The 20,222-nt window shown below is 72.1% G+C and carries 15 protein-coding genes; 6 read left to right on the top strand and 9 right to left on the bottom strand.

Annotation, left to right across the window (positions count from 1 at the left end; translation table 11 throughout):
- The first annotated feature begins 37 nt into the window (after nt 1-37).
- The 3 genes from RCG67_RS14495 (at nt 38) to RCG67_RS14485 (ending at nt 3,918) form a co-directional block, all read left to right on the top strand.
- Entirely contained in the window at nt 38-922 is an 885-nt protein-coding gene (locus RCG67_RS14495; RefSeq protein ID WP_368827275.1) for a VOC family protein, read from the top strand.
- A 139-nt stretch (nt 923-1,061) separates the two neighbouring features.
- Complete coding sequence (locus RCG67_RS14490; RefSeq protein ID WP_368827273.1) at nt 1,062-2,504, top strand: MFS transporter; 1,443 nt, start codon at nt 1,062-1,064, stop codon at nt 2,502-2,504.
- A gap of 1 nt (nt 2,505) precedes the next feature.
- Nucleotides 2,506-3,918 carry an MmgE/PrpD family protein gene (locus tag RCG67_RS14485; RefSeq protein ID WP_368827271.1) on the top strand — a complete coding sequence of 471 codons (1,413 nt, stop codon included), beginning with the start codon at nt 2,506-2,508 and terminating at the stop codon, nt 3,916-3,918.
- 106 nt (nt 3,919-4,024) lie between these two features.
- Here the strand turns inward: RCG67_RS14485 and RCG67_RS14480 are convergent, their stop codons facing one another.
- The 7 genes from RCG67_RS14480 to RCG67_RS14450 form a co-directional block, all read right to left on the bottom strand.
- Nucleotides 4,025-5,443, bottom strand: coding sequence for a carboxylesterase family protein (locus RCG67_RS14480; protein ID WP_368827269.1), 1,419 nt, complete (start codon nt 5,441-5,443; stop codon nt 4,025-4,027).
- Nucleotides 5,440-7,443: a flavin-containing monooxygenase gene (locus RCG67_RS14475; RefSeq protein WP_368827267.1), complete on the bottom strand. Its 2,004-nt coding sequence runs from the start codon at nt 7,441-7,443 to the stop codon at nt 5,440-5,442. Before RCG67_RS14475 ends, RCG67_RS14480 begins: the two co-directional genes overlap by 4 nt.
- A 40-nt stretch (nt 7,444-7,483) precedes the next feature.
- A complete protein-coding gene (locus RCG67_RS14470; protein ID WP_368827265.1) occupies nt 7,484-9,118 on the bottom strand; it encodes a bifunctional 3-(3-hydroxy-phenyl)propionate/3-hydroxycinnamic acid hydroxylase in 1,635 nt (544 codons plus the stop codon).
- Nucleotides 9,119-9,382: 264 nt separating this feature from the next.
- Nucleotides 9,383-10,402, bottom strand: coding sequence for an MBL fold metallo-hydrolase (locus RCG67_RS14465; RefSeq protein ID WP_368827263.1), 1,020 nt, complete (start codon nt 10,400-10,402; stop codon nt 9,383-9,385).
- Between the two features lie 158 nt (nt 10,403-10,560).
- Nucleotides 10,561-11,673 carry an ABC transporter substrate-binding protein gene (locus RCG67_RS14460; RefSeq protein ID WP_368827261.1) on the bottom strand — a complete coding sequence of 371 codons (1,113 nt, stop codon included), beginning with the start codon at nt 11,671-11,673 and terminating at the stop codon, nt 10,561-10,563.
- Between the two features lie 33 nt (nt 11,674-11,706).
- On the bottom strand, nt 11,707-12,819 hold the full coding sequence (locus RCG67_RS14455) for an ABC transporter ATP-binding protein (protein WP_058875137.1): 1,113 nt from the start codon (nt 12,817-12,819) through the stop codon (nt 11,707-11,709).
- Between the two features lie 8 nt (nt 12,820-12,827).
- Nucleotides 12,828-14,633, bottom strand: a complete 1,806-nt coding sequence (locus RCG67_RS14450) for an ABC transporter permease (protein ID WP_368827259.1) — start codon at nt 14,631-14,633, stop codon at nt 12,828-12,830.
- Nucleotides 14,634-14,898: 265 nt separating this feature from the next.
- On the opposite strand from RCG67_RS14450, the gene RCG67_RS14445 reads away from it, so the two are divergent.
- Together RCG67_RS14445 and RCG67_RS14440 are read left to right on the top strand one after the other, a co-directional pair.
- Nucleotides 14,899-16,146 carry a flavin reductase gene (locus tag RCG67_RS14445; RefSeq protein WP_368827257.1) on the top strand — a complete coding sequence of 416 codons (1,248 nt, stop codon included), beginning with the start codon at nt 14,899-14,901 and terminating at the stop codon, nt 16,144-16,146.
- Between the two features lie 79 nt (nt 16,147-16,225).
- Nucleotides 16,226-17,062 (top strand): riboflavin kinase, encoded by an 837-nt coding sequence (locus tag RCG67_RS14440; RefSeq protein ID WP_368827256.1) that lies wholly within the window; start codon nt 16,226-16,228, stop codon nt 17,060-17,062.
- 51 nt (nt 17,063-17,113) lie between these two features.
- Here RCG67_RS14440 and RCG67_RS14435 read toward each other — a convergent pair whose 3' ends face one another.
- The gene (locus RCG67_RS14435) at nt 17,114-18,367 is read right to left on the bottom strand and encodes a phospholipase D-like domain-containing protein (RefSeq protein ID WP_368827254.1); all 1,254 of its coding nucleotides are present in this window, start codon (nt 18,365-18,367) and stop codon (nt 17,114-17,116) included.
- 88 nt (nt 18,368-18,455) lie between these two features.
- Nucleotides 18,456-19,571, bottom strand: a complete 1,116-nt coding sequence (gene ald, locus RCG67_RS14430) for an alanine dehydrogenase (RefSeq protein ID WP_368827253.1) — start codon at nt 19,569-19,571, stop codon at nt 18,456-18,458.
- 121 nt (nt 19,572-19,692) lie between these two features.
- Here ald and RCG67_RS14425 point away from each other — a divergent pair, with 121 nt between their 5' ends.
- Nucleotides 19,693-20,190, top strand: a complete 498-nt coding sequence (locus RCG67_RS14425; RefSeq protein WP_408669430.1) for an Lrp/AsnC family transcriptional regulator — start codon at nt 19,693-19,695, stop codon at nt 20,188-20,190.
- Nucleotides 20,191-20,222 lie beyond the last annotated feature (32 nt).

The raw sequence follows: 20,222 nt of genomic DNA, 5'->3' as shown, positions 1-20,222 counted from the left end.
GGGCGCCACCGGACACGAGAGGAATGAGGAAGCAGATATGTCCTGGGGACTGATCAGCGAGATGGGGCACGTGGGCATCCAGACCACCGACCTCGACGCCTCCGTCTGGGATGCGACGCAGCTGCTCGGGCTGCGCGTCACCGAGCGGGCGGGCGATGCCGTGTACCTGGCCGCTGGTGAGGTGCACCACGAACTCGTCTACCGGGAGTCGGACGTCAACGGCGTGGACTCCCTCGGGCTGGTGGCCCGCGACGGCGACGCCCTGAAGACCATCCGCCGCCGGGTCCAGGACGAGAACCTCGAGGTCCTGTCCGAGCTTCCCCGCACCGCCGGGGTGGAGGACGGCTTCAGCTTCGTCGGCCCCGAGGGGTACGTCTTCGAGATCACCATCGGCCGGCAGGCGGACGTGGCCGCGCAGAAGGGGTTCGGGCCGGACCGCTACGGTCACATCAACTTCCACCCCCGCAACTCGCGCTCCATGATGCAGTTCCTGCAGCGCGTCCTGGACTTCCGCCTCTCCGACGTGATCGGTGACGACTACGCCTACTTCATGCGGTGCAATCCGGACCACCACGGGATCGCCCTGCTCCCCGGCAAGGGCACGTTCCACCACCACGCGTGGCAGACGCAGTCCGTGGCGGACCTGGCCAAGCTGGGGGACCGGCTGAACAAGGTCGGCCGGGACCTCATCTGGGGCCCTGTGCGCCATGGTGCAGGTCACAACATCGCCGCATACTATGTCGAGCATTCGGGAGCGGTCGTGGAGCTGTACACGGATCTGGAGCAGATCTACGACGACAACCGGGACCCGATCGTCTGGGGCGCCGAGGACAACTGGTGGAACATGTGGAGCGACTACCGTCCGCTGGACTTCCGCGACTTCGGCATTCCTCCTGTGGTGCGCCGCCTCACCTCGGCCTGACCCGTCCTGACAACGGTGCTCCCGACGACGTGAAGCACCCCTCATATCAGCCAGCCGTCATCGTCCCTGTCGGACCTCCCGGTCCGACGGCTGCGGCGTGGAAGCCCCGGTGTCCCTGGCACCCGGAAGTTGGAGCACCATGGATCAGCAGAACCCGCCCTCCCGGGCCGGCGGCCATCCGTCGACCCCGAACGACACCCTGAACACGAAGGACCTCCGGCGAGTGCTCGGGTCCAGCATGCTGGGCTCGATCATCGAGTACTACGACTTCATCCTGTACGCGACGGCGGCCGCCATCGTCTTCGACAAGGTCTTCTTCGCGAACCTCGACCCGGCCCTGGCGCTCTTCGCCTCCTTCGGCACCCTGGCCGCCGGCTACCTGGCGCGGCCCCTGGGCGGCCTGGTCTTCGGCCACTTCGGCGACCGGGTGGGCCGCAAGCAGATGCTCGTGGTGTCGATGATGATGATGGGCGTCGCCACGATCGCCATCGGCCTGCTGCCCACCCCGGACGTGATCGGCTGGATCTCTCCGGTGATCCTGGTCCTCCTGCGCATGGTGCAGGGGATCTCTGTCGGCGGCGAGTGGGGCGGTGCCACGCTCATGGCCCTGGAGCACGCCCCCGCCTCCCGCCGTGGGTTCGCCGCGGCCTTCGCCAACGCCGGCGGCCCGGTGGGCGGTCTGCTGGCCACGCTGGTGGTCTCCGCGACGTCGGCCCTCACCGGTGACCAGTTCCTCGAGTGGGGCTGGCGCGTGCCGTTCCTGCTGAGCGCCGTGCTCATCGTCATCGGCATGGTGATCCGCCTCAAGGTGGCCGAGTCGCCGGTGTTCCAGCAGCTGGCCGCCGAGGCCGAGCAGGTCAAGGAAACCCGGAAGACCCCGCTGGGCGAGATCCTGGCCCGCCACTCCAAGACCGTGGGCCTGACCCTGGTCGCCAGCCTCGGCTTCTACGCCTGCCAGGGCATCCTGACGTCCTGGGGCGTGGCGCAGGCCGTCAACAACGGCATCGCCCGCGAGTGGGTCCTCAACTGGAAGGGCGTCGCGGCGATCGTCACCGTGGCCGTCTCCTTCCTGGCCGCCCGGATGAGCGACCGCATCGGCCGCCGGACCGTGCTCACGATCGGTGCCGTGGCCGGGATCGTCCTCGCCTGGCCGATCCTGGTGATGCTCACGAGCGGCAGCCCCTGGCTGTTCGTCGCGGCGATCCTCATCGGCAACGGCCTGGTCCAGGGCATCCTCGCCGGGCCGATCGGGGCCTTCATCTCCGAGCTGTTCCCGCCGCGGGTGCGCTACACCGGCGCCTCGCTGTCCTATCAGCTGGCCTCCACGCTCGGGGCGGGCTTCACGCCCATGATCGTCACGGGCCTGATGATCGCCGGCGGCCTGCCGCTGGTCGGCGTCTTCTGGATCGCCGTGCTCGTGGCCGGCCTGGTCTGCATCCGGCGCGTCCCCGAGGGCGCGGAGGGGATGCAGAGCACCCACCTGGAGCGCGCCCGCTTCAAGGCCACCAAGCGCATCGCCACCCGCCGCGCCCCGCGGGAGACCGTGGGCGCGGGCCACGGGACGCGCGGGGACGAGGCCTGAGGTGGGCGGCGACGGACAGCTCACGGCACAGGGCACCCTCACGGACCGTCTGCTCCACCACGCCCACCGGGTCCGGTTCGAGGACTTCGGCGCCGCCGTGCTGGAACGGGCCCGGCACCGGATGCTCGACGCCCTCGGCAACATCGCCGCCGGCCACCGTGCCCAGGGCATGGAGCAGCTGGTCGAGACCGTCGTCGGCTGGGGCGGGCGCGAGGACGCGCCCGTCCTGGGGGACGGGCGCAGGATCCCGGCACACCACGCCGCGATGCTCAACGCGGCCCTCATGCGCTCGTTCGACTTCGAGCCCGTCGGCGCCGAGGGGCCGGGGCGGCGACAGGTCGCGGCGCACATCACCGGAACGACCGTGCCCGTCGCCCTGGCGGTCGGGGAGCGCGAGCGGGCCGACGGCCGGCAGCTCCTGGCGGCCCTGCTGGCGGGCGAGGACATCGCCGCCCGGCTCGCGTTCGGCTCGGGCTTCGACGTCTACTCCGGCCAGGACAACACGGGCACCGTCAACGGCGTGGGGGCCACGGTGGTCGCCTGCCTGCTCATGGGACTGGACGAGACCCGCACCCGGCACGCGGTCGGCATCGCCGTCAACCAGCTCGCGGGCACCGTGGCCGGCATCTTCGACGGGGCCGGCGTCTTCAAGCTGCCCATGGCCTTCGCGGCACGGAACGCGATCACCGCGGCCGAGATGGCCGCGGCGGGCGTGACCGGGCCGGAGGACCCGCTGGGCGGCCGGTTCGGGTTCCTGCAGACCTACTGCGCGGACCCGGATCCGGAGGTGATGGTCGAGCGCCTGGGGGAGGAGTTCTACGCGGACGCCGTGATCAAGCCCTGGTCGTGCTGCCGCGCCGCGCACCCCTCGCTGGACGCCTGCGTGCGGCTGCTCGAGGAGGACGGAATCGACCCGGAACGGATCGAGCAGGTGGTCGTCCACGTGACCCCCCGGACGGCCGGCGGCTTCGTCGGCCGGCCCTTCGACCCGGGGGAGTGCCCCGAGGTCTCCGCCGCCTTCAGCATCCAGTACACGGCGGCGGCAGCACTGGTCTTCGGCACGGTCCGCCCGGAGCACCTCGGGCCGCAGGCCATGGCCGACCCCCGGGTCCGGGCCCTCCTGGACGTCACCGAGATCCGCGGCACGCTCGACGACCGCGAGGTGCTGACGGCGGAGGTCGAGGTCCGTCTCTCCGACGGCAGCGTCCGCCGGCAGCGGGTGGACGCCCCGCGCGGCGACGTCCACCACGCGCCGCTGTCCGAGGAGCAGATCCTGGAGAAGTACCGGCTCAACACGGCCTTCTCCCGCCGGATCACGGCCGCGCGCGCCGATCGGGCGGCGGCCACGGTGGCACGTCTCGAGGACCTCGAGGACGTGGGCACGCTGACGAGCTGCTTCGAGCCGGAGCGCTGAGGCACCGGGCCGGCGCTCGTGCCGGCTCGAGCGCAGTGGTTCGAGCCGCAGAGGGAGGGGGGTGGGACCGTCAGGTCCCACCCCCCTCCCTCTGCGCGGTGCTCCTTCAGGGGCGCAGCGCGACCAGGTGCCCCTCGTCCGGGGCCCGGAGGTCCGGGGCGCCTCCGCCGAACTCGAGGCGCCGGGGATCCGCCGGGTCGAAGCCGGGGACCGGGCGGCCGCCGGCCCGGGGCCGCCCGTCGCGGACGAAGCCGAGGAACCACTCCTGCAGCGCGCTCGCCGTGCCGTCGAAGACGGCGGGGTCGAGGCCGCGCAGCATCGGGGCGTCCTCCCAGCGGCGGCGGTCGCCGAAGAGGAAGGGCAGCGGCATGCAGTGCGGGCTGCCGGCACCGGGCAGCGGGCTCTGCACGGAGAACCCGGCGAGGTGGACCTCCAGACCGGCCCGGGTCGCGGCGTGCGCGAGCTCGAGGTGGGCCAGCCGGAACTGGTGGAGCGTCATCGCCTCGACCATGCGCTCCTTGCCGGAGGCACCGGGCCGCTTGCGGTCGATCCAGGCCTCTGCGGCTGCGGGGTCCGCGAAGTGCGACCGGAGGTGGCCGTCCACGACGCCCGGCGGGAACGCCTCGTCCGGGGCGGCGCGGAGGAAGGCCGAGGCCTCCTCGGAGGTGGACAGCAGCAGCAGCGCCTCGATGTGCAGGCGCGCCGACGAGGTGCCGTAGTCGTGCAGGTCCTCGGCGACGGGTCCGCCGGCCGCGGGCATGAGGGCCATGCCCCGGCCGGCGAAGGCGCGGGCCAGGTCCCCCTGGGCGTCCAGGACGGCCTCGAGCGGCGCCCGGGCCAGTCCGCCGGCGCCGGCCAGGGCGGTGGCGGCCGGACGCCACCTCTCCTCCAGCGCCGCCGGGGTCAGCGGCGGCTCCCAGGGAAGGCTGACGAGCGCCAGGCGCCGGAACAGTCCGGAGGCCCCGGGGTGCGCGGCCAGGGCGAAGCCGTACCAGGCGCCGGCGGAGTCACCGGCGAGGGTGATGTTCTCCGGGTCCCCGCCGAAGGCACCGATCTCGTCCTTGACCCAGTGCAGCGCCTGCAGCAGGTCCCGCAGGGGTCGCTGGGACTCGTGCGCGTCCCCGCGCGGGCCGAGGTGGCCCAGGACGCCGAGCCGGTAGTTCACGGTCACCAGGACGACAGACCCGTTCTGCACCAGAGCAGGGGAGGTGAACCAGCGGGCGTTGCCCGTGCCGGAGAGGAAGCCGCCGCCGGGGACGAACACCACCACGGGCAGCCCCTCGGCGCCGGGCGGGGCCTGGACCCGGACCTGGAAGGCGGTCTCGCTCTGCGGGACCTCGCCGTTGGCGCCGCCCAGCAGGGCGTTCAGGGCGCCGGGCCGCTGCGGGAAGGCCGAGGGCTGCTCGGGGCCGGCCGGTGCGCCGTCCCCCCGGCCCACGAGGACGGCCTCGGCGAACCGGTCGCCGGGCTCCGCCGGCTCGGCGTAGCGCAGGACGACGTCGACACCGGCGTCCGGCCCGCTCACCGCAGGAACTCGTAGTCGTCCGCCTCGACGGCCTGGGTGATCCGCCAGTACTCGGTGGTCCGGAAGGGCCACACCTGGGAGACGCGGTTGAAGCGGTTCTTGTACCAGGTCCGCACGTAGGGCTGTCCCCAGGTCATGCGGGAGTTCTCGGCGTCCACCCAGGCGATGTGCCGGTCCAGGGCCTCCTGCGTGAGGACCAGGGCCCGTGCGTCGCGCTCGAGGAGCTGGCGGACGGCCTCCACCGCGTACTCGGCGGCCCGCTCGATCATGAAGTGCAGGCCGCCTGCCACGACGCCTCCGGTGTTGGGCCCCATCAGCATGAAGAAGTTGGGGAAGTTCGGCACGGTGATGCCGGCGAAGCCCTTGGCGTCACCGCCCCAGTAGTCGTGGATCTCGACGCCGTCCCGGCCCACGATCTCGATCGGGTCCAGGTAGTCGGAGGGACGGAAGCCGGTGGCGTAGACGACCACGTCCACGTCGAGCTCCCGCCCGTCCGCGGTCACCAGGCCGGTGGGCGTGAAGGACTCCAGCCCCTCGGAGATCACCTCGGTCTGCGGGGACCTCAGGGCCGCGGCCCAGACGCCGTTGTCCCGCAGCATGCGCTTGGCCGACGGCGGGTACTGGGGGATCGCCTTCTCCAGCAGGTCCGGGCGGCCCTCGTACTGCTCCTCCATGCGCTGGATGATCGCCCGGCGGAACTCCTCGTTGGCGCGGGAGACGCTCAGCGGAGCACCTTCCCAGCCCTCCTCGGCGGTGGCGATGTGCAGCCGCCCGTCGATGCCGCCGGCGGTGACCCACAGCCGGAACAGCTGCCCGTAGCCGGGGACCTTGGTGTGCAGCCAGTCAGCGGTCTCGGACATCGGGTCGTGGTAGGTGGGGGCGGGCAGCATCCACGGGGCGCTGCGCTGGAACAGGTACAGCTGCTCCACCTCGCCCACGACGGCCGGCACGATCTGGTAGGCGCTGGCGCCCGTGCCGATCACCGCGACGCGCTTGCCGGTGAGGTCCACGCCGTGGTCCCACTCCTGGGAGTGCATCTGCGCGCCGCGGAAGGAGTCCTGTCCCGGCCACTCCGGGATGTGCGGGTGGTCCAGCTGGCCCACCCCGGTGATGACGGCGTTGTAGCGGCGGACCTGCTCCTCGCCGTCGCGGGTGCGGGTGGTGGCCAGCCACGTGGCGGAGTCCTCGTCCCAGACGGCCCGCACCAGCGAGGTGTCCAGCTCGATCTGCTCGGCGAACCCGGCCCGCTCGGCGACGGTCTCCAGGTAGTCGAGGACCTCGTGGCCCTGCGCGAACTGGTGCGGCCAGTCCACCCGCTGGGCGAAGGAGAAGCTGTAGCCGTAGGTGGGGGTGTCCAGGCGCACCCCGGGGTAGTGGTTCTTCCACCACGTGCCGCCCACGCGGTGCGAGGCCTCGATCCAGGTGTAGGGCAGGCCTGCCTCCTGGAGCCGGTAGGCGGCGGCGATGCCGGAGATCCCGGCCCCCACGATCAGCGTCTCGAAGGGCTCGGCCCCCGGATCCGCCCGGTAGTCCTCGTACTGCCAGTCCGGGGAGCCGTTGCGGTCCGGTGCCAGGCCGAACTCGTGCTTCATCTGGCCCATCCAGCCGGCATCGTGCTCCGTGCGCCCTCCGGTGAACCAGTTCAGGAGGGCGTCCGTCTGCTCGGGGGTGAGCGGCTCCAGCGTTCTGACGTCCTCGTCGCGCAGTCTCCGGAGCCCCTCGAACGCCAGCTCCTGGGCCTGCTCGACCTGCTCGGAGGTCAGGCCGCCGTGCGGTTGCAGGGCCGTGCCCATGGGCGGGAGGGGCGGGGACAGCTCCGGGGGGAGGATCGAGGTGTCCCGCAGCGCGGTGGCCAGGGCGGCCAGCAGCACGGGTGCCTCCGCGCCGGTGACCATCCGCCGGAGCGTCTCGTCGTCCTCGGTGATCTGCGGGTACTCGTCGGTCCAGTACAGGTCGCCGTGCGTCGGCTGGGTGGCCGGCGGGGTGCTGAGTGCGGTCATCGGTCCTCCTGGGAAGGGCATCGGGGCCTGGCGGGTCCGGTCAGGCGGTCGGTTGGCGGGCGGCGCGGACACGGTCGTCGACGTGGGTGCGCAGCACCTCGACGACCCGTGCCTGCTCGGCCGGGGTGAAGACGGCGGCCACATAGCGGTCCGGGCGGACCACCACGAACACCGGTTCCCCGGGGAGTCCGGCGGTCAGGGTCTCGTGGTCCTCGCGGACGCGGACCACGTCGGCTCCGTTCCCGCGTGCTGCGGTCTCGTCGGTGCCCGGCCCGTCCAGGCGCACCAGGGTCGCTCCGATCCGGGTGAAGTACGGGTCCAGGCCGTCGGGGTCGGCGCCGAGGCCGATCACCGACCAGCCGCGGCCGAGGTGGGCGTCGAGGCCGGCGCGGCGGCCGGACGGATCGGTGACGGTGGGCTGGCTCAGCGACCTCCCGGTCGTGATCCCGGGGAGATCGGCGGCGGTGGTTCCGCCGGTCGGCACGGCGACGCCGTCGGAGTAATCCGGCGGGGTGACGAAGCGCATGCCGGCCAGGTAGGCGTGCACCGGGGGGACCCTGCGCAGCAGCTGGAGGGCGGCGTCGCGCAGCCGGGTGCTGAGCGGGTTGGTGGCCATGACCACGGCACCGATCCGGCGGGAGAGCATCATCATCTTCGCGCCGTGGGCCCGGCGCTCGGTCTCGTAGGTGTCCAGGAGGCGGTCGGTGGCTCCGCCTCGGACGGCGTCGACGAGCTTCCAGGCGATGTTCGAGGCGTCGCGGACGCCCGCGTTGAGGCCCTGCCCGGCGAAGGGCGGCATCAGGTGCGCGGCGTCCCCGGCGAGGAAGACCCGGCCGTCCCGGTAGGACCGGGCGACCCGCTGATGGGCGACGTACACGGCGGCGCGCCGGATGTCGGCGGGGTCCAGCTCGGCGCGGAACGGTCGCAGCAGCTCCCGGATCTGGGCCGGGGACGTCATCTCGTCCGCGTCCTCGTGGTCGAAGAGCATGAACTCCAGCCGGAGACGTCCTCCGGCGCCCGGGACCAGCACGTAGGGACGCCGCCCGTCGCAGTGGAACTCCGCGTACGGGTCCCGTGGCCTGGTCTCGTTGAGCAGGTCGATGACGATCCAGCGCTGGGGCTGGGTGGAGCCGACCAGGTCGATCCCCACGGCGGACCGGGTGAAGCTGCGCCCGCCGTCGGCGCCGATCAGCCAGCTGGACGTGAGGGTCCGGGGTCCGTCCGGGGTGCTCACCCGGAGGCTGACTCCCTCGGCGTCCTGGGAGAGCTCCGTGGCCTCGGTGCCGAGCAGCACCTCCAGGCCCGGGTGTGTCACGGCCCGGTCGAAGAGCAGCTGCTCGAGGATCGGCTGGTCGAACTGGGTCTTGGCGGGGTGGCCGAGCCGGGACGGAACCGGCCGTGCCTCTGCGAGCAGGCGGTCGTCGAGCCCGAAGTAGCGGCTGCCCGTGTCCAGCAGGGACTCCGCCTTGAGGTCGTCGGCGATCCCGATCTGCTCGAGGACCCGGAACGACTCGTCCTGCAGGCTGATGGCCCGGGGCAGGTCGCCGGGGGCGGTGGACCTCTCCACGACCGTGGTGCGGACGCCGGCCTCGGCCAGCAGCAGGGCGGCGGTCAGGCCGACCGGCCCCGCCCCCACCACGATGACCTCACACGCCGGGTCGAATCGGTTCTCCACTGTGCCTCCTTGCCGTCGACGGCCCGCCGCTGTCCGGGGCCGGACGTGTGTCCGCTGCCGCTCCCCGAGCCCCGGCAGGGCGGAGAGAGGTAATGCACATCACATCTGAGATCACAATAACGAGCTGTCATGCAAAGGTCAACAGAGAATGCATTCTTTGCCGCGACCTTCGGGCTTCCTTGTCACCACGTGGGACAGGCCTCCGGCGGCAGGCCCGGCGTCCGCGGGTGGCACCCCGCGGGAGCCGTTCGCCGGGAGCGGCGCTCACCGCCCGACCGGAATGGACTCGCCGTCCGCCGGCACCAGCAGTTCCCCGGCGAACGTGGTCGAGGCGCGCAGCCAGGTCTCGAGAGGCGCGTGGGCCGGTACGAGGTGGTGCAGGGCCAGAGTGCGGACCTGTGCCGCCGCCGCGATGCGCCCGGCGTCCTCCGGGGTGGTGTGCGCCCGCCGGTGGTGTCCCATGCTGGCGTCCAGGTCCTGCTGCGTGGGAGCGCGGTAGCTGCCGGCCACGGACTCCAGGTCAATGGCCTCGTGGAGCAGGAGATCGCACCCCGCGGCCAGGCGGACCAGGTTCCCACTGGGCGCGGTGTCCCCGGACACCGTGACGGACCCGTGGGCCGAGTCGAAGCGGAAGGCGAAGGCGGGTGCCATCGGCCGGTGCTGGACCAGGGTGGCGGTGACCGTCACCCGGTCGTCGCGGAAGACCTCCAGCGGCTCCATGTCAGGATGGTTCGCCTCGTCGGGATGGAAGCCCACGTGGGGCGGGATGACGATGTCCTCGCCGCGGAAGACGCGGGAGAGATCCGGCGCGCGGGAGTCCCGCCGGCGGTCGTTGAGGTCGGTGGCGTGGGCGCGGAGCAGCAGCTCGACCAGGTCTGCCGTCCCGGGTGTCGGGGCGTCGGGGAAGACGGGGTCGGGCTCCTCCCCGGGCCCGGAGGCCGGTGGCAGCCCTCCGCGCCGGCCCGGCCCCAGCACGGGGACGGTCCGCTCCGGGTGGCCCCGGAGCGCGAGCCCGCCCAGGACCATGACGGAGTTGAGGTCGATCGTGTGGTCCGAGTGGTGGTGGGTGATGAAGATCCCCCGGAGGTCCGTGAACGACAGTCCCGCCTCGGCCATGCGCAGCCCCACGCCGTGCCCGCAGTCCACCAGGTAGACGGCCGGACCGACCACGACGGCCGTGGCGATGCCGCTGCGGTGGCGCGCGTCCCGTCCCGGCCGCAGCAGCGGGCCACCGGCGGTGCCGAGGGTGATGACGCGCATGCCGTGCGCCGGATCGTGTCCCACGGTGCTCAACTCCTGTTCACCGGTCGCTCGGTGCGCCGGGCCGAGATCCGCGCCGTCGGACACCGACGGCGGAGGGGCCACCCGGGACGGGCGGCCCGACGGTGCGAGCGGCGGCGGGACCACCGGGTGCCGGTGGTCCCGCCGCCGCTCGTCGGGTGTCAGCCGAAGATGCCTGCGATCACCGGCTGGCTGGACTTCTGCCGGTCGGTGACGTCGGCGAGGTCCGGCCGCGGCAGCTGAGGCACGTCCGCCGGGTTCTCGAACTCCAGGTCGACGTCCTCGGCATTGGTCACCGGGCCGTGGCCGGCCTCGGCCTTGATCCCGTTGGCCTCAGGGCTGTTCAGCCAGGCGGTGAGCAGCTTCGCCGCGTCGGCGTTCTCGGCGCCGTCGATGACCCCGGCGTACCAGTAGGTGGCCCAGTTGCCGCCCTCGACGGGGTAGGTGATCTCCACCGGCGCCCCGTCCCCGGACAGGGTCAGGTAGTTACCCATGGCACCCATGAGGCAGACGTAGGCGCGCCCCTGGACCACGGCGTTGTGGCACTCGGCGGTGTTGGACGCGATGACCACGTCCTGGTCGGCCAGCTTCTCCAGGTACTCCTCCCCGAGGGAGTCCTCGTTGAGCACGAGATCGGCCCACTGCATCCCGCCGCCGTCGGTGGCGGGATCGGTCATGGTGATCTTGCCCTTCAGGGCCGGGTCGAGCAGGTCGTCCCAGCTCTCCGGCACGCTTCCCACGTCCTGACGCGTGTCGTACACGAATCCGCGGGGCGAGGCCGAGACCGCGGTGAGGGTCCCCGCGTCGAGCGAGAACTGCGGGTCCCCGGTGAGCTCCTCGGCGTTGAACGGGCGGTACTCGGAGAAGTAGTCCCGGTCGGCGAGCGCCACGGCACCGGTGTCGCCGGTGATGACCACGTCGGCGATGCGCTGGCCGGAGGACTGCTCCTGCGAGACCTTGGTGTCGAGCTCGGCGCCGACGATCTGGAGGGGCTCGACCTGGATCTCCGGGAAGCGCTCCTGGAAGCCCTCGAAGACGGCGGGCCAGGTGGCCGTCAGCGGCGTGTAGACGTTGACCGTGGTCTGTCCGTTCTCGACCGCCGAGGCGTACATCTGCTCGAACTCCGCCATGGCCTCCGCGCCGCCGAGGCCGGCTTCGGCGTCGACGCCCTCGCGCGCGCCCAGGCCCTCGGCGGCCGGGGCGTCCCCGCCGCAGCCGGTCAGCGCCAGGGCCGAGGCCAGTCCCAGGACGGTGAGGCTCTTACGTGCTTTCATGTGTGGACCTTTCGTGAGGATGGTGCGTGAGGTTCAGAGGGGCAGGCAGGCGAGGGAGTCCGGGGGGATCGCCGCGGTGACGGTGTCGCCGCGGGAGGGCGCTCCGTGGGGCCAGATGTTGGCGACCTCCGCCGTGCGCAGGGAGACGGAGAAGCGCTGCGGGCCCATCTCGAGGACGTAGATGTACTCGTCGCCGAGGTAGACGATGTCGACCACCGTGCCGGTGCACCGGTTGGGCATCGTCTCGGCCGGCTCGCCCATGATCACGGAGGCCGAGCGCATGGCGATCTCGACCTGGTCCCCTTCGCGCAGTCCGGCGCGGGCAGGGCAGTCCAGCCGCAGGTCGGTGCCGTCCAGGCGGACGGCCACGCCGTGGTCATCGGCGGTGACGACCGCCGCCCTCAGGAAGTTGTCGTAGCCGACGAAGTCGGCGACGAAGTGCGAGACGGGGTGCCAGTAGATCTCCCGGGGTGTGCCGACCTGCTCGATCTCGCCCTTGTTGAGCAGGACGATGCGCGTCGACAGGGAGACGGCCTCCTCCTGGTCGTGGGTGACGTAGATGGAGGTCGTTCCCACGCGGCGGTGCATGTCCCGCAGCTCGCTGCGCATGTCCTGGCGGAGCCGGGCGTCCAGGTTGGACAGCGGCTCGTCGAAGAGCAGCAGCCGGGGGTCGGCGACGAGGGCTCGGGCCAGGGCCACGCGCTGCTGCTGGCCTCCGGACAGGTCCGTGGCCATGCGGCTCGCGTACTCGTCCAGGCCCACCATCTCGAGGACGTCGCGCACCCGGCGTGCCCGCTCCGGCACGCTGACCTTGCGCATCCGGAGCGGATAGCCGACGTTGGCGGCCACGGACATGTGGGGCCACAGGGCGTAGCTCTGGAAGACCATGCCGATGTCCCGCTTCTCCGGGGGGACGTGGCGGTGCTCTGCGGGGGCGTCGACCACTTCGTGTCCGATGGACACCCGTCCGCCCGTCGGGCGCTCCAGTCCCGCGACGCAGCGCAGGGTGGTCGTCTTGCCGCACCCGGACGGGCCGAGGAGCGTCAGGAACTCGCCCTCCTCGATCTCCAGGTCCAGCGCCGGCACGGCCGGCGCCGCCTTGGGGGAGTACCGCTTCTCCAGGGACTCGATGCTCACTCTTGCCATGGGTCTTCCTATCGGGTGGAGGCCGCGCTGAGTGCGCGGGTGTCGTCGGGGATCTGGTCCGGGTCGGGAGTGGATGCCGCCCGGTCGAGCTGCGGGTCGGGCCGGACGGCGTCCACCAGGGCTCCGCGGGACCTGGTCCTGCGCTCGGCGCGCTTGCGCAGGAGGCGTCCGATGCCGAGCATGATCGCCCCGCCCAGGGCCAGCAGCACGAGCAGGACCAGGAGGAGGGCGGCGGCCCGGGACCCGTTGCCGAGCTGGGTGTAGTAGTTGTAGACGAGCAGCGAGACGGTCTCCGTCCGCGTGCTGGAGAGCAGGATCGGGATGTCCAGGCTGCCGGCGGCCATCACACCGGTGATGAACCAGGAGGCCAGGAAGGTGGGCCCGATCAGCGGCACGACGATCGTGCCCATCATGCGGGGCGCGGACGCGCCGCACACCCGGGCGGACTCCTCCAGCTCGACGCCCAGCTGGCCCACCGGTCCGCTGGTGGCGCGCTGGGCGATCGGTGTCACCACGATGGTCAGGGCGATCAGCACGATCCAGACCGAGCCGTAGAGGTTCTTCAGGCCGGGCACGCTCAGGTAGGCCCAGGTGATGGCCAGCGCCAGGACGATGCCGGGGACCGCGACGACGGCCCAGACGACGAGCTCGGGAACCTTGGCCAGGCGGGACTTGCTCCGCAGCGCGACGTAGCTGATGAGCACGGCCAGTGCCGTGGCGAAGAACCCGCCGACGACGCCCACGAAGAAGGTGTTCTGCAGGGCCCGCAGGACGTCGGAGGAGTCGAAGAGGTCGAGGTAGTGCTTGAGGGTGATCCCGGAGACGCCCAGGACCGGCTGGAGCGAGCCGATGATCAGCTGCACCAGGGGCAGGAGCAGCGCCACGGCGGTGTAGAGCAGGAACAGTGCCAGGCCCGCCCACCGCCAGGCGCCGATGTCCTCCCGCTCCAGGCGGTAGGCCTTGCCGGTGACCGTGATGAAGTTCCGGTTGCCGAGGGCCTTGGAGCGCACCAGCACGAGCAGGTAGATGATGGCGATCAGCAGCAGGGACAGCGCGCTCGCGGAGTCGTAGCGGATCGGGGTGGTGGCGAGGAAGTCGTAGATCTGCGTCGGGAAGACGTAGATGCCGGCGGGAACGCCCAGGATGAGGGCGACGTCGAGCTGCCCCAGGGAGTTCACGAAGCCGAGGATCGCCAGACCGGACAGGGTGGGCAGCAGGATCGGGATGTTGATGTCCACGAACAGCCGGAGCCGGCTGGCTCCGGACAGCCGGGCCGCCTCCTCCATCGAGCGGTTCAGGGCGCGCACGGGGCCGAGCAGGAGCAGGTACATCACAGCGATGCCCTTCAGCCCGCTCACCAGGATCAGTCCGGTCCAGGAGAACGCGTCCAGGCGGGCCTGGCCGTCCGCGCCCGTCCCGAGTGTCTGGGTGACCAGGCCGGTCGGACCCGTGAGCATGCCCCAGCTGATCGCGAAGAAGAGGGTCGGGATGGCGAAGATGGTGACCATCGTGATGGTGATGGCCTTGGCCCCCGGCGTGTTGGTCCGGGTGGCGAGCCAGGCGAAGACGAAGCCGCCCACGATGCCGATCGTCTGCACGCCGACGGCATAGAGCACCGAGGCCCACAGCGTCTCCCACGTGGCCGGGTCGCCGTAGGCGTTCGTGAACCCGGAGAGCGTGAGGTCCCCGTCGGTTCCCGGTTGGCCGCTGCGGAAGGCTCCGTACACGAGCATCAGCAGCGGATAGCCGAAGAACGCGCCGATGAAAAGCAGGAACACGAGCAGCGGTGTGCTGACTGATCTGAGTCGGTTCACGATGGCCTCTCCGTGGGTCTCTCCGGACCTTCCGCATGAGCTCACGGGTCCGGGTGCTGATGCCCCATCCTGTGTGTGATTTATGACACTGTCAACGGATTCTGCATAATCTGGCTCAAAAGATTTTGTCCTCACTCGTGTGGATGGCGCGTGCTCATGCAACTTCGAAACATGGGTGGCGTGATCCGGGTCACGAATATATTCTTGTTCCGATAGTACAAACGTCGGCCGAGGGGTCGCCGATCCACACCTTGAGGAGAACGCCATGAGCGAGAGCACTCTCGACACCCCGACCACCTTCGATCCGCGGGCGTTCCGCGACGTCATGGGCCACTACCCGACGGGCGTGGTGGTGGTGACCGCCATGGTCGACGACGAGCCCGTGGGCATGGTCGTCGGCACCTTCAGCTCCGTCTCGCTGGAGCCGCCGCTGGTCTCCTTCATGCCGATGACGACCTCCGCCACCTACGCGAAGCTGCGGGCGGCGGACGGAGTGTGCATCAGTGTCTTCGCCCACGACCAGCTGCAGGCCTGCAGGACCCTCGCCTCGAAGGACCCGGAGAAGTTCGACAAGGTCGAGTGGAGCCGCTCGCCCTCGGGGGCGCCGGTGATCGCCGGCGCCGTGGCGCACATCCACGGGCGCATCGAGCGGGAGATCGAGGCCGGCGACCACTACATCACCCTGGTGGCCGTCGACGACATCGCGGTGAACCGGCCGGTGACGCCGCTGCTGTTCTTCCAGGGCGGCTACGGCGGGTTCTCCACCACGGGACTGTCGGCCCACGTGGACGAGTCGCTCATCTCCGCCGTGCGGATCGCGGAGGCCGCCCGCCCGCAGATGGACCGGCTCGCGCAGCGGTTCGGGTGCTCGGCCGCTGCGCTGGTGCAGGTCAGCGCCCTGGACCAGACCATCGGCGCGACCTCCTACGGCGGGGACAGCGACGCCGACGAGCGCATCGGCGTGCGCGTGCCCCTCATCCCGCCGCTGGGCGAGGCCGCCGTGGCCTGGAGCCCGGACCAGGTGGAGCGCTGGGTCTCCCGCATCCACCCGCAGGACGAGCAGGTGATCACCGCCTATCGCGAGGCCGCGCAGCGGGTGCGCGAGCAGGGGTACGCCATCTCCCGCGTGGACCACGACCCGGAGGGCTACGAGCGGCTCGGGGAGGCGCTGAGCGAGTACGCCGGCGGTGAGCTGACCCCGGCCCGCGACCGTGCCGTGCGCACGACCATCGCCGGGGCGCGCCACTTCTTCGGCGGCTCCGTCGAGGCCTCGGAGACCGGGGTCCGGCTGGCCAGCGTGGTGGTGCCGGTGTTCGCTCCCGACTCCGAGAACCCCGTCAACTCGGGCCTGGTGCTGCGCCTGTGCCACCTGCCCGCCGCAGTGGACGGCGCCACCGTCCAGGAGTGGGTCCGCGCCATGCAGGACGCGGCCGCCGAGGTCACCGAGGCACTCCGGACGAGCGCCCGCAAGGACTACGCCCGGTACGCCGCCGCCGGACTCCGGGACGCCTGAGCGCGGACCGGAGCCGACACACCCCTCCGGCCCGGCGCCCCGCCCCCGGAACAGGATCAGAACACCACGGGAGTTCCGCATGACGAACCTTCACACCGCCGACCCGATCGCCGCGCCCTCGGGCCCGGCTGAGCCTCCGCCCGCCCCTGACGCGCACGCAAGCACGTCCTCCCCGGACCCGGGCGCCCACTCCGCCTCGAGGGCTCTCGAGCTGAGCCGGTCCCGCGCGGCGGCCTGGCAGGTCGAGGGGATCGTCGTCGCGGGGGACCGGCGCGGCCGGCTGCTGGGCTTCCCCACCGCCAACGTTGCCGTGCCCGACCAGCCGTGGCGCGACGGGGTCTGGGCGGCCACCGTGCAGATCGACCCGGCCCGGTCCGGGCCGGTGCGCCTGGCCGCGGTGTCGGTCGGCCGCCGGCCGACCTACTACGGCCGGGACGGGGTGCGCCTGCTGGAGGCCCACCTGCTCGACTTCACGGGCGACCTCTACGGGCACACCGTCCTCGTGCGGCTGCACGAACGGCTCCGGCCGCAGCGGCGGTACTCCGGGTCGAAGGAGCTCGTCGAGCAGCTGCACAGGGACGTGGCCGGGACACGGGCCTGGGCCTCCCGCCGGGACGCCCCGCGGACCCCCGGCGCCTCACCGGGCGCGCCCGAGCACGGGACGGCGGGCGGCGGTCGCCGTCGCCCGGTGCGCAGGAAGCGGCGGCTCAGCCCCGAGGACGTGCGGCACCTGCAGGAGCGGCGCCACCGGAAGCGCGAGCAGCTGATCGGGGCCACGGTGCTCGACCTCAGCCGTCAGGGGCAGCCGCCCACCCACGACCTCGTGGCGCGCCGCACCGGCCTGCCGGTGGACTTCCTGCGCTCGCGATACCCCACCGCCGAGATGCTGGCGGAGACGGTGGGCCGGGCCGGCTGACCCGCCGCGGCCCGAGCGGCGCGGCAGGTCACCGGAAGGGTCCCCGCCGGCTCAGAGGAACCGCCACAGCGGCCGCAGGACCACCTCCGCGAAGCGGGCCGCGGGGTGGCGGCGGTCCCACTCCTCGGCCGTGAGCTCCCGGCAGTTCTCGCTGTCGGCGGCGAAGATGCGCTCCATGTCCGCGGCGAACGCCTCGTCGTGGATCTCGAGGGTCGTCTCGTAGTTGAAGCCCAGGCTCAGGCGGTCGATGTTGGCGGTGCCCACCAGCGACCACTGGCCGTCGATGGTGACCGTCTTGGCGTGGATCATCGCGTTGCGGTAGAGCAGCAGCGTGATGTCCTCCTCGAGCAGCGCGGAGTAGAAGCCGCGGGCCAGCCAGTCGGCGATGACGTGGTTGGAGTTCTCCGGGATGATGACCCGCACGTCCACGCCGCGGTGGGAGGCCTCGACCAGCGCCTCGAGGATCTGCTGGTCGGGGATGAAGTAGGCCGTGGTGAGGTGGATGTGGTGCGTCGCGCGGTGGATCGCGTCCAGGTAGACGCTGCGGATCGGGTACACCAGGCTCGCCGGGATGTTGTTGACCGCGTGCACGCGCGAGTCCCACTCGCCAGGGCTCAGGTGCGGCAGCCGGTCCGGGCGGTGGGCGGAGGAGTGGTTCCACACGGCGGCGAAGGAGTGGCTCAGCTCGAAGGTGGCGGGCCCGGTGAGGCGCACGTGGGTGTCGCGCCACTCGGTGGCGTACAGGGAGCCGATGTTGTAGCCGCCCACGAACCCGACCTCGTCGTCGACCACGAGGAGCTTGCGGTGCGTCAGCCCGGACGCCTGCACCGGGGTCAGCAGCCGGCGCAGGTGCACCGCGGGGAAGCGGTGGACGTGCACGTCCGGGTGGAACGCGTAGAAGGACCGGGGCACCACGAGGTTCCCGAAGCCGTCGTAGATCACGTAGACCTCGACCCCGCGCTCGGCGGCCTCGTTGAGGGCGTCGCGGAAGGCGGTGCCGACCTCGTCGTCCTTCCAGAGGTAGGTCTCCAGCAGGATGCGCTCCTCGGCGCCGCGGATCGCGGCGAGCATGTCCCGGTAGAGGTCCTCGCCGTAGGTGTAGGCCGTGGTGCCGGTGCCGGCCACCTCGCCCTCGAAGGTCCCCGGCCGGGGGAAGCCGCTGCGCCGCACGCGCTGCCGGCGCTTGACCGCGTCCGTGCCGACCAGGGTGACGACGACGGCGGCCTGCACCGCGGCGAAGCCGGCCGCCGAGCGCAGGACGAGCTTGCGGAGGAGGTGGGGGTCCGCTGCGGGGAAGAGGCTCATCCGCGAAGCCTATCCACCGGCCCTGGGCGCTCGCCGGAGCGGCCCGCCGCGATCGGCGACGGGCCGCCCCGGGACCGGGTGCCGGCGCTCAGGCGGACGCGAGCGCGGGGTCGGTGTGCTCGAGGCCGTGGGCCTCGCTCACCGAGCGGTGGGTGACCCGGCCGGCGTGGACGTTGAGCCCGGCGGCCAGGGCCGGGTCGGCGGCCAGCGCGGCCTCGGCGCCCCGGTCGGCGAGGGCCACGGCGTGGCGGAGGGTGACGTTGGTCAGCGCGTAGGTGGAGGTGGACGGCACGGCCCCGGGCATGTTGGCCACGCAGTAGAAGACCGTGTCGTGGACGCGGAAGGTCGGGTCCGCGTGGGTGGTGGGACGGGAGTCGGCGAAGCACCCGCCCTGGTCCACGGCGATGTCCACCAGCACGCTGCCGGGCTTCATGGCCGCCACCATCTCGTTGCTCACCAGCTTCGGGGCTCTCGCCCCGGGAACGAGCACGGAGCCGACGACGAGGTCGGCCTCGGTCACGGCGCGCTCGACCTCCAGGGCGTTGGAGGCGATGGTCGTGAGGCGCCCGGCGTACCGGTCGTCGAGCTGGCGCAGGCGGTCGACGTTGATGTCCAGGATGCTCACGTCCGCGCCCAGGCCCACGGCCATGGCGGCGGCGTTGGTGCCGGCCACCCCCGCGCCCAGGACGGTGACCTTCGCCGGGCGCACCCCGGGCACCCCGCCCAGCAGCACGCCCTTGCCGCCGGCCGGTGCGGTCAGGGCCGCGGCCCCGGCCTGGACGGCCAGCCGCCCGGCGACCTCGCTCATCGGGGCCAGCAGCGGCAGGCGCCGGTCCGGGGTCTGGACCGTCTCGTAGGCGATCGCGGTGACCCCGGCCTCCAGCAGGGCGGTGGTCAGCTCGGGCTCGGCGGCCAGGTGCAGGTAGGCGAACAGCACCAGGCCCTCGCGGAAGCGGTGGTACTCGGAGGCCACCGGCTCCTTGACCTTCAGGACCATGTCCGCCCGCGCCCACAGCTCGTCGGCGTCGGCCACGATCTGCGCGCCGGCGGCGGTGTAGGCGTCGTCGTCGATCCCGGACCCGAGGCCCGCCCCGGCCTCGACGAGGACCTCGTGGCCGTGGGCCACCAGCTCGTGCACGCCCGGGGCGGTGATGGCCACCCGGTACTCGTTGGTCTTCACTTCGCGGGGAACGGAGACGATCATGATGGGGCCTTCCGAAGAAACGGTGGTGCGGTGAGAAAAAACTACGGTTTCTTCCCCCGCTCCGCACTAGGATCGAAGGTCCTTCGGCAGATACCGCAGAACTGGCAGAATGGAGCGTCATGTGACGTATCCCACACCGCGCGCGCCGCAGGATCTGCGGCCCGCCCACCAGCTCGACGACCTCGACCTCCGGCTGCTCGGCCTGCTGCGCGAGAACGCCCGCGCCACCAACCAGGCCCTCAGCGAGGCCCTCGGGGTGGCGCCGTCCACGTGCCTCGCCCGGATGAAGGCGCTGCAGCGGGCCGGGGTGATCCGCCGGTTCACCGTGGAGGTCGAGCCCAAGGCCCTGGGCCAGACCATCGAGGCGCTCATCAGCGTGCGACTGCGCCCCGGCGCCCGGCAGCAGATGGCCGCCTTCGGGGAGTCGCTGAAGACGGTCCCCGAGGTCTCGCAGTACTTCTTCCTGGGCGGGGTCGACGACTTCCTGATCCACGTCCGGGTGCGGGACACCGAGCACATCCGCCAGTTCGTGATCGAGCACCTGTCCTCGAACCCGGTCGTGGCCGCCACGCAGACCAGTCTCGTGTTCGAGCACGTGCCCGGCCCGCAGGGGCTGTGAGCGGACGGGCCCGCCGTCGTCGTGCCGTCAGC

Source organism: Kocuria cellulosilytica (assembly GCF_040981245.1).
Classification (GTDB): domain Bacteria; phylum Actinomycetota; class Actinomycetes; order Actinomycetales; family Micrococcaceae; genus Kocuria; species Kocuria cellulosilytica.
Note: the sequence above shows the minus strand (reverse complement) of the source record. Positions and strands in the feature narration are given on the sequence as shown.

What these genes read in the sequence shown, in the direction of transcription:
- RCG67_RS14495 (WP_368827275.1), top strand. Translation starts at nt 38, where the DNA reads ATGTCCTGGGGACTGATCAGCGAGATGGGGCACGTGGGCATCCAGACC.
- RCG67_RS14490 (WP_368827273.1), top strand. Translation starts at nt 1,062, where the DNA reads ATGGATCAGCAGAACCCGCCCTCCCGGGCCGGCGGCCATCCGTCGACC.
- RCG67_RS14475 (WP_368827267.1), bottom strand. Translation starts at nt 7,443, where the DNA reads ATGACCGCACTCAGCACCCCGCCGGCCACCCAGCCGACGCACGGCGAC.
- RCG67_RS14460 (WP_368827261.1), bottom strand. Translation starts at nt 11,673, where the DNA reads ATGAAAGCACGTAAGAGCCTCACCGTCCTGGGACTGGCCTCGGCCCTG.
- RCG67_RS14455 (WP_058875137.1), bottom strand. Translation starts at nt 12,819, where the DNA reads ATGGCAAGAGTGAGCATCGAGTCCCTGGAGAAGCGGTACTCCCCCAAG.
- RCG67_RS14445 (WP_368827257.1), top strand. Translation starts at nt 14,899, where the DNA reads ATGAGCGAGAGCACTCTCGACACCCCGACCACCTTCGATCCGCGGGCG.
- RCG67_RS14440 (WP_368827256.1), top strand. Translation starts at nt 16,226, where the DNA reads ATGACGAACCTTCACACCGCCGACCCGATCGCCGCGCCCTCGGGCCCG.
- RCG67_RS14435 (WP_368827254.1), bottom strand. Translation starts at nt 18,367, where the DNA reads ATGAGCCTCTTCCCCGCAGCGGACCCCCACCTCCTCCGCAAGCTCGTC.
- ald (WP_368827253.1), bottom strand. Translation starts at nt 19,571, where the DNA reads ATGATCGTCTCCGTTCCCCGCGAAGTGAAGACCAACGAGTACCGGGTG.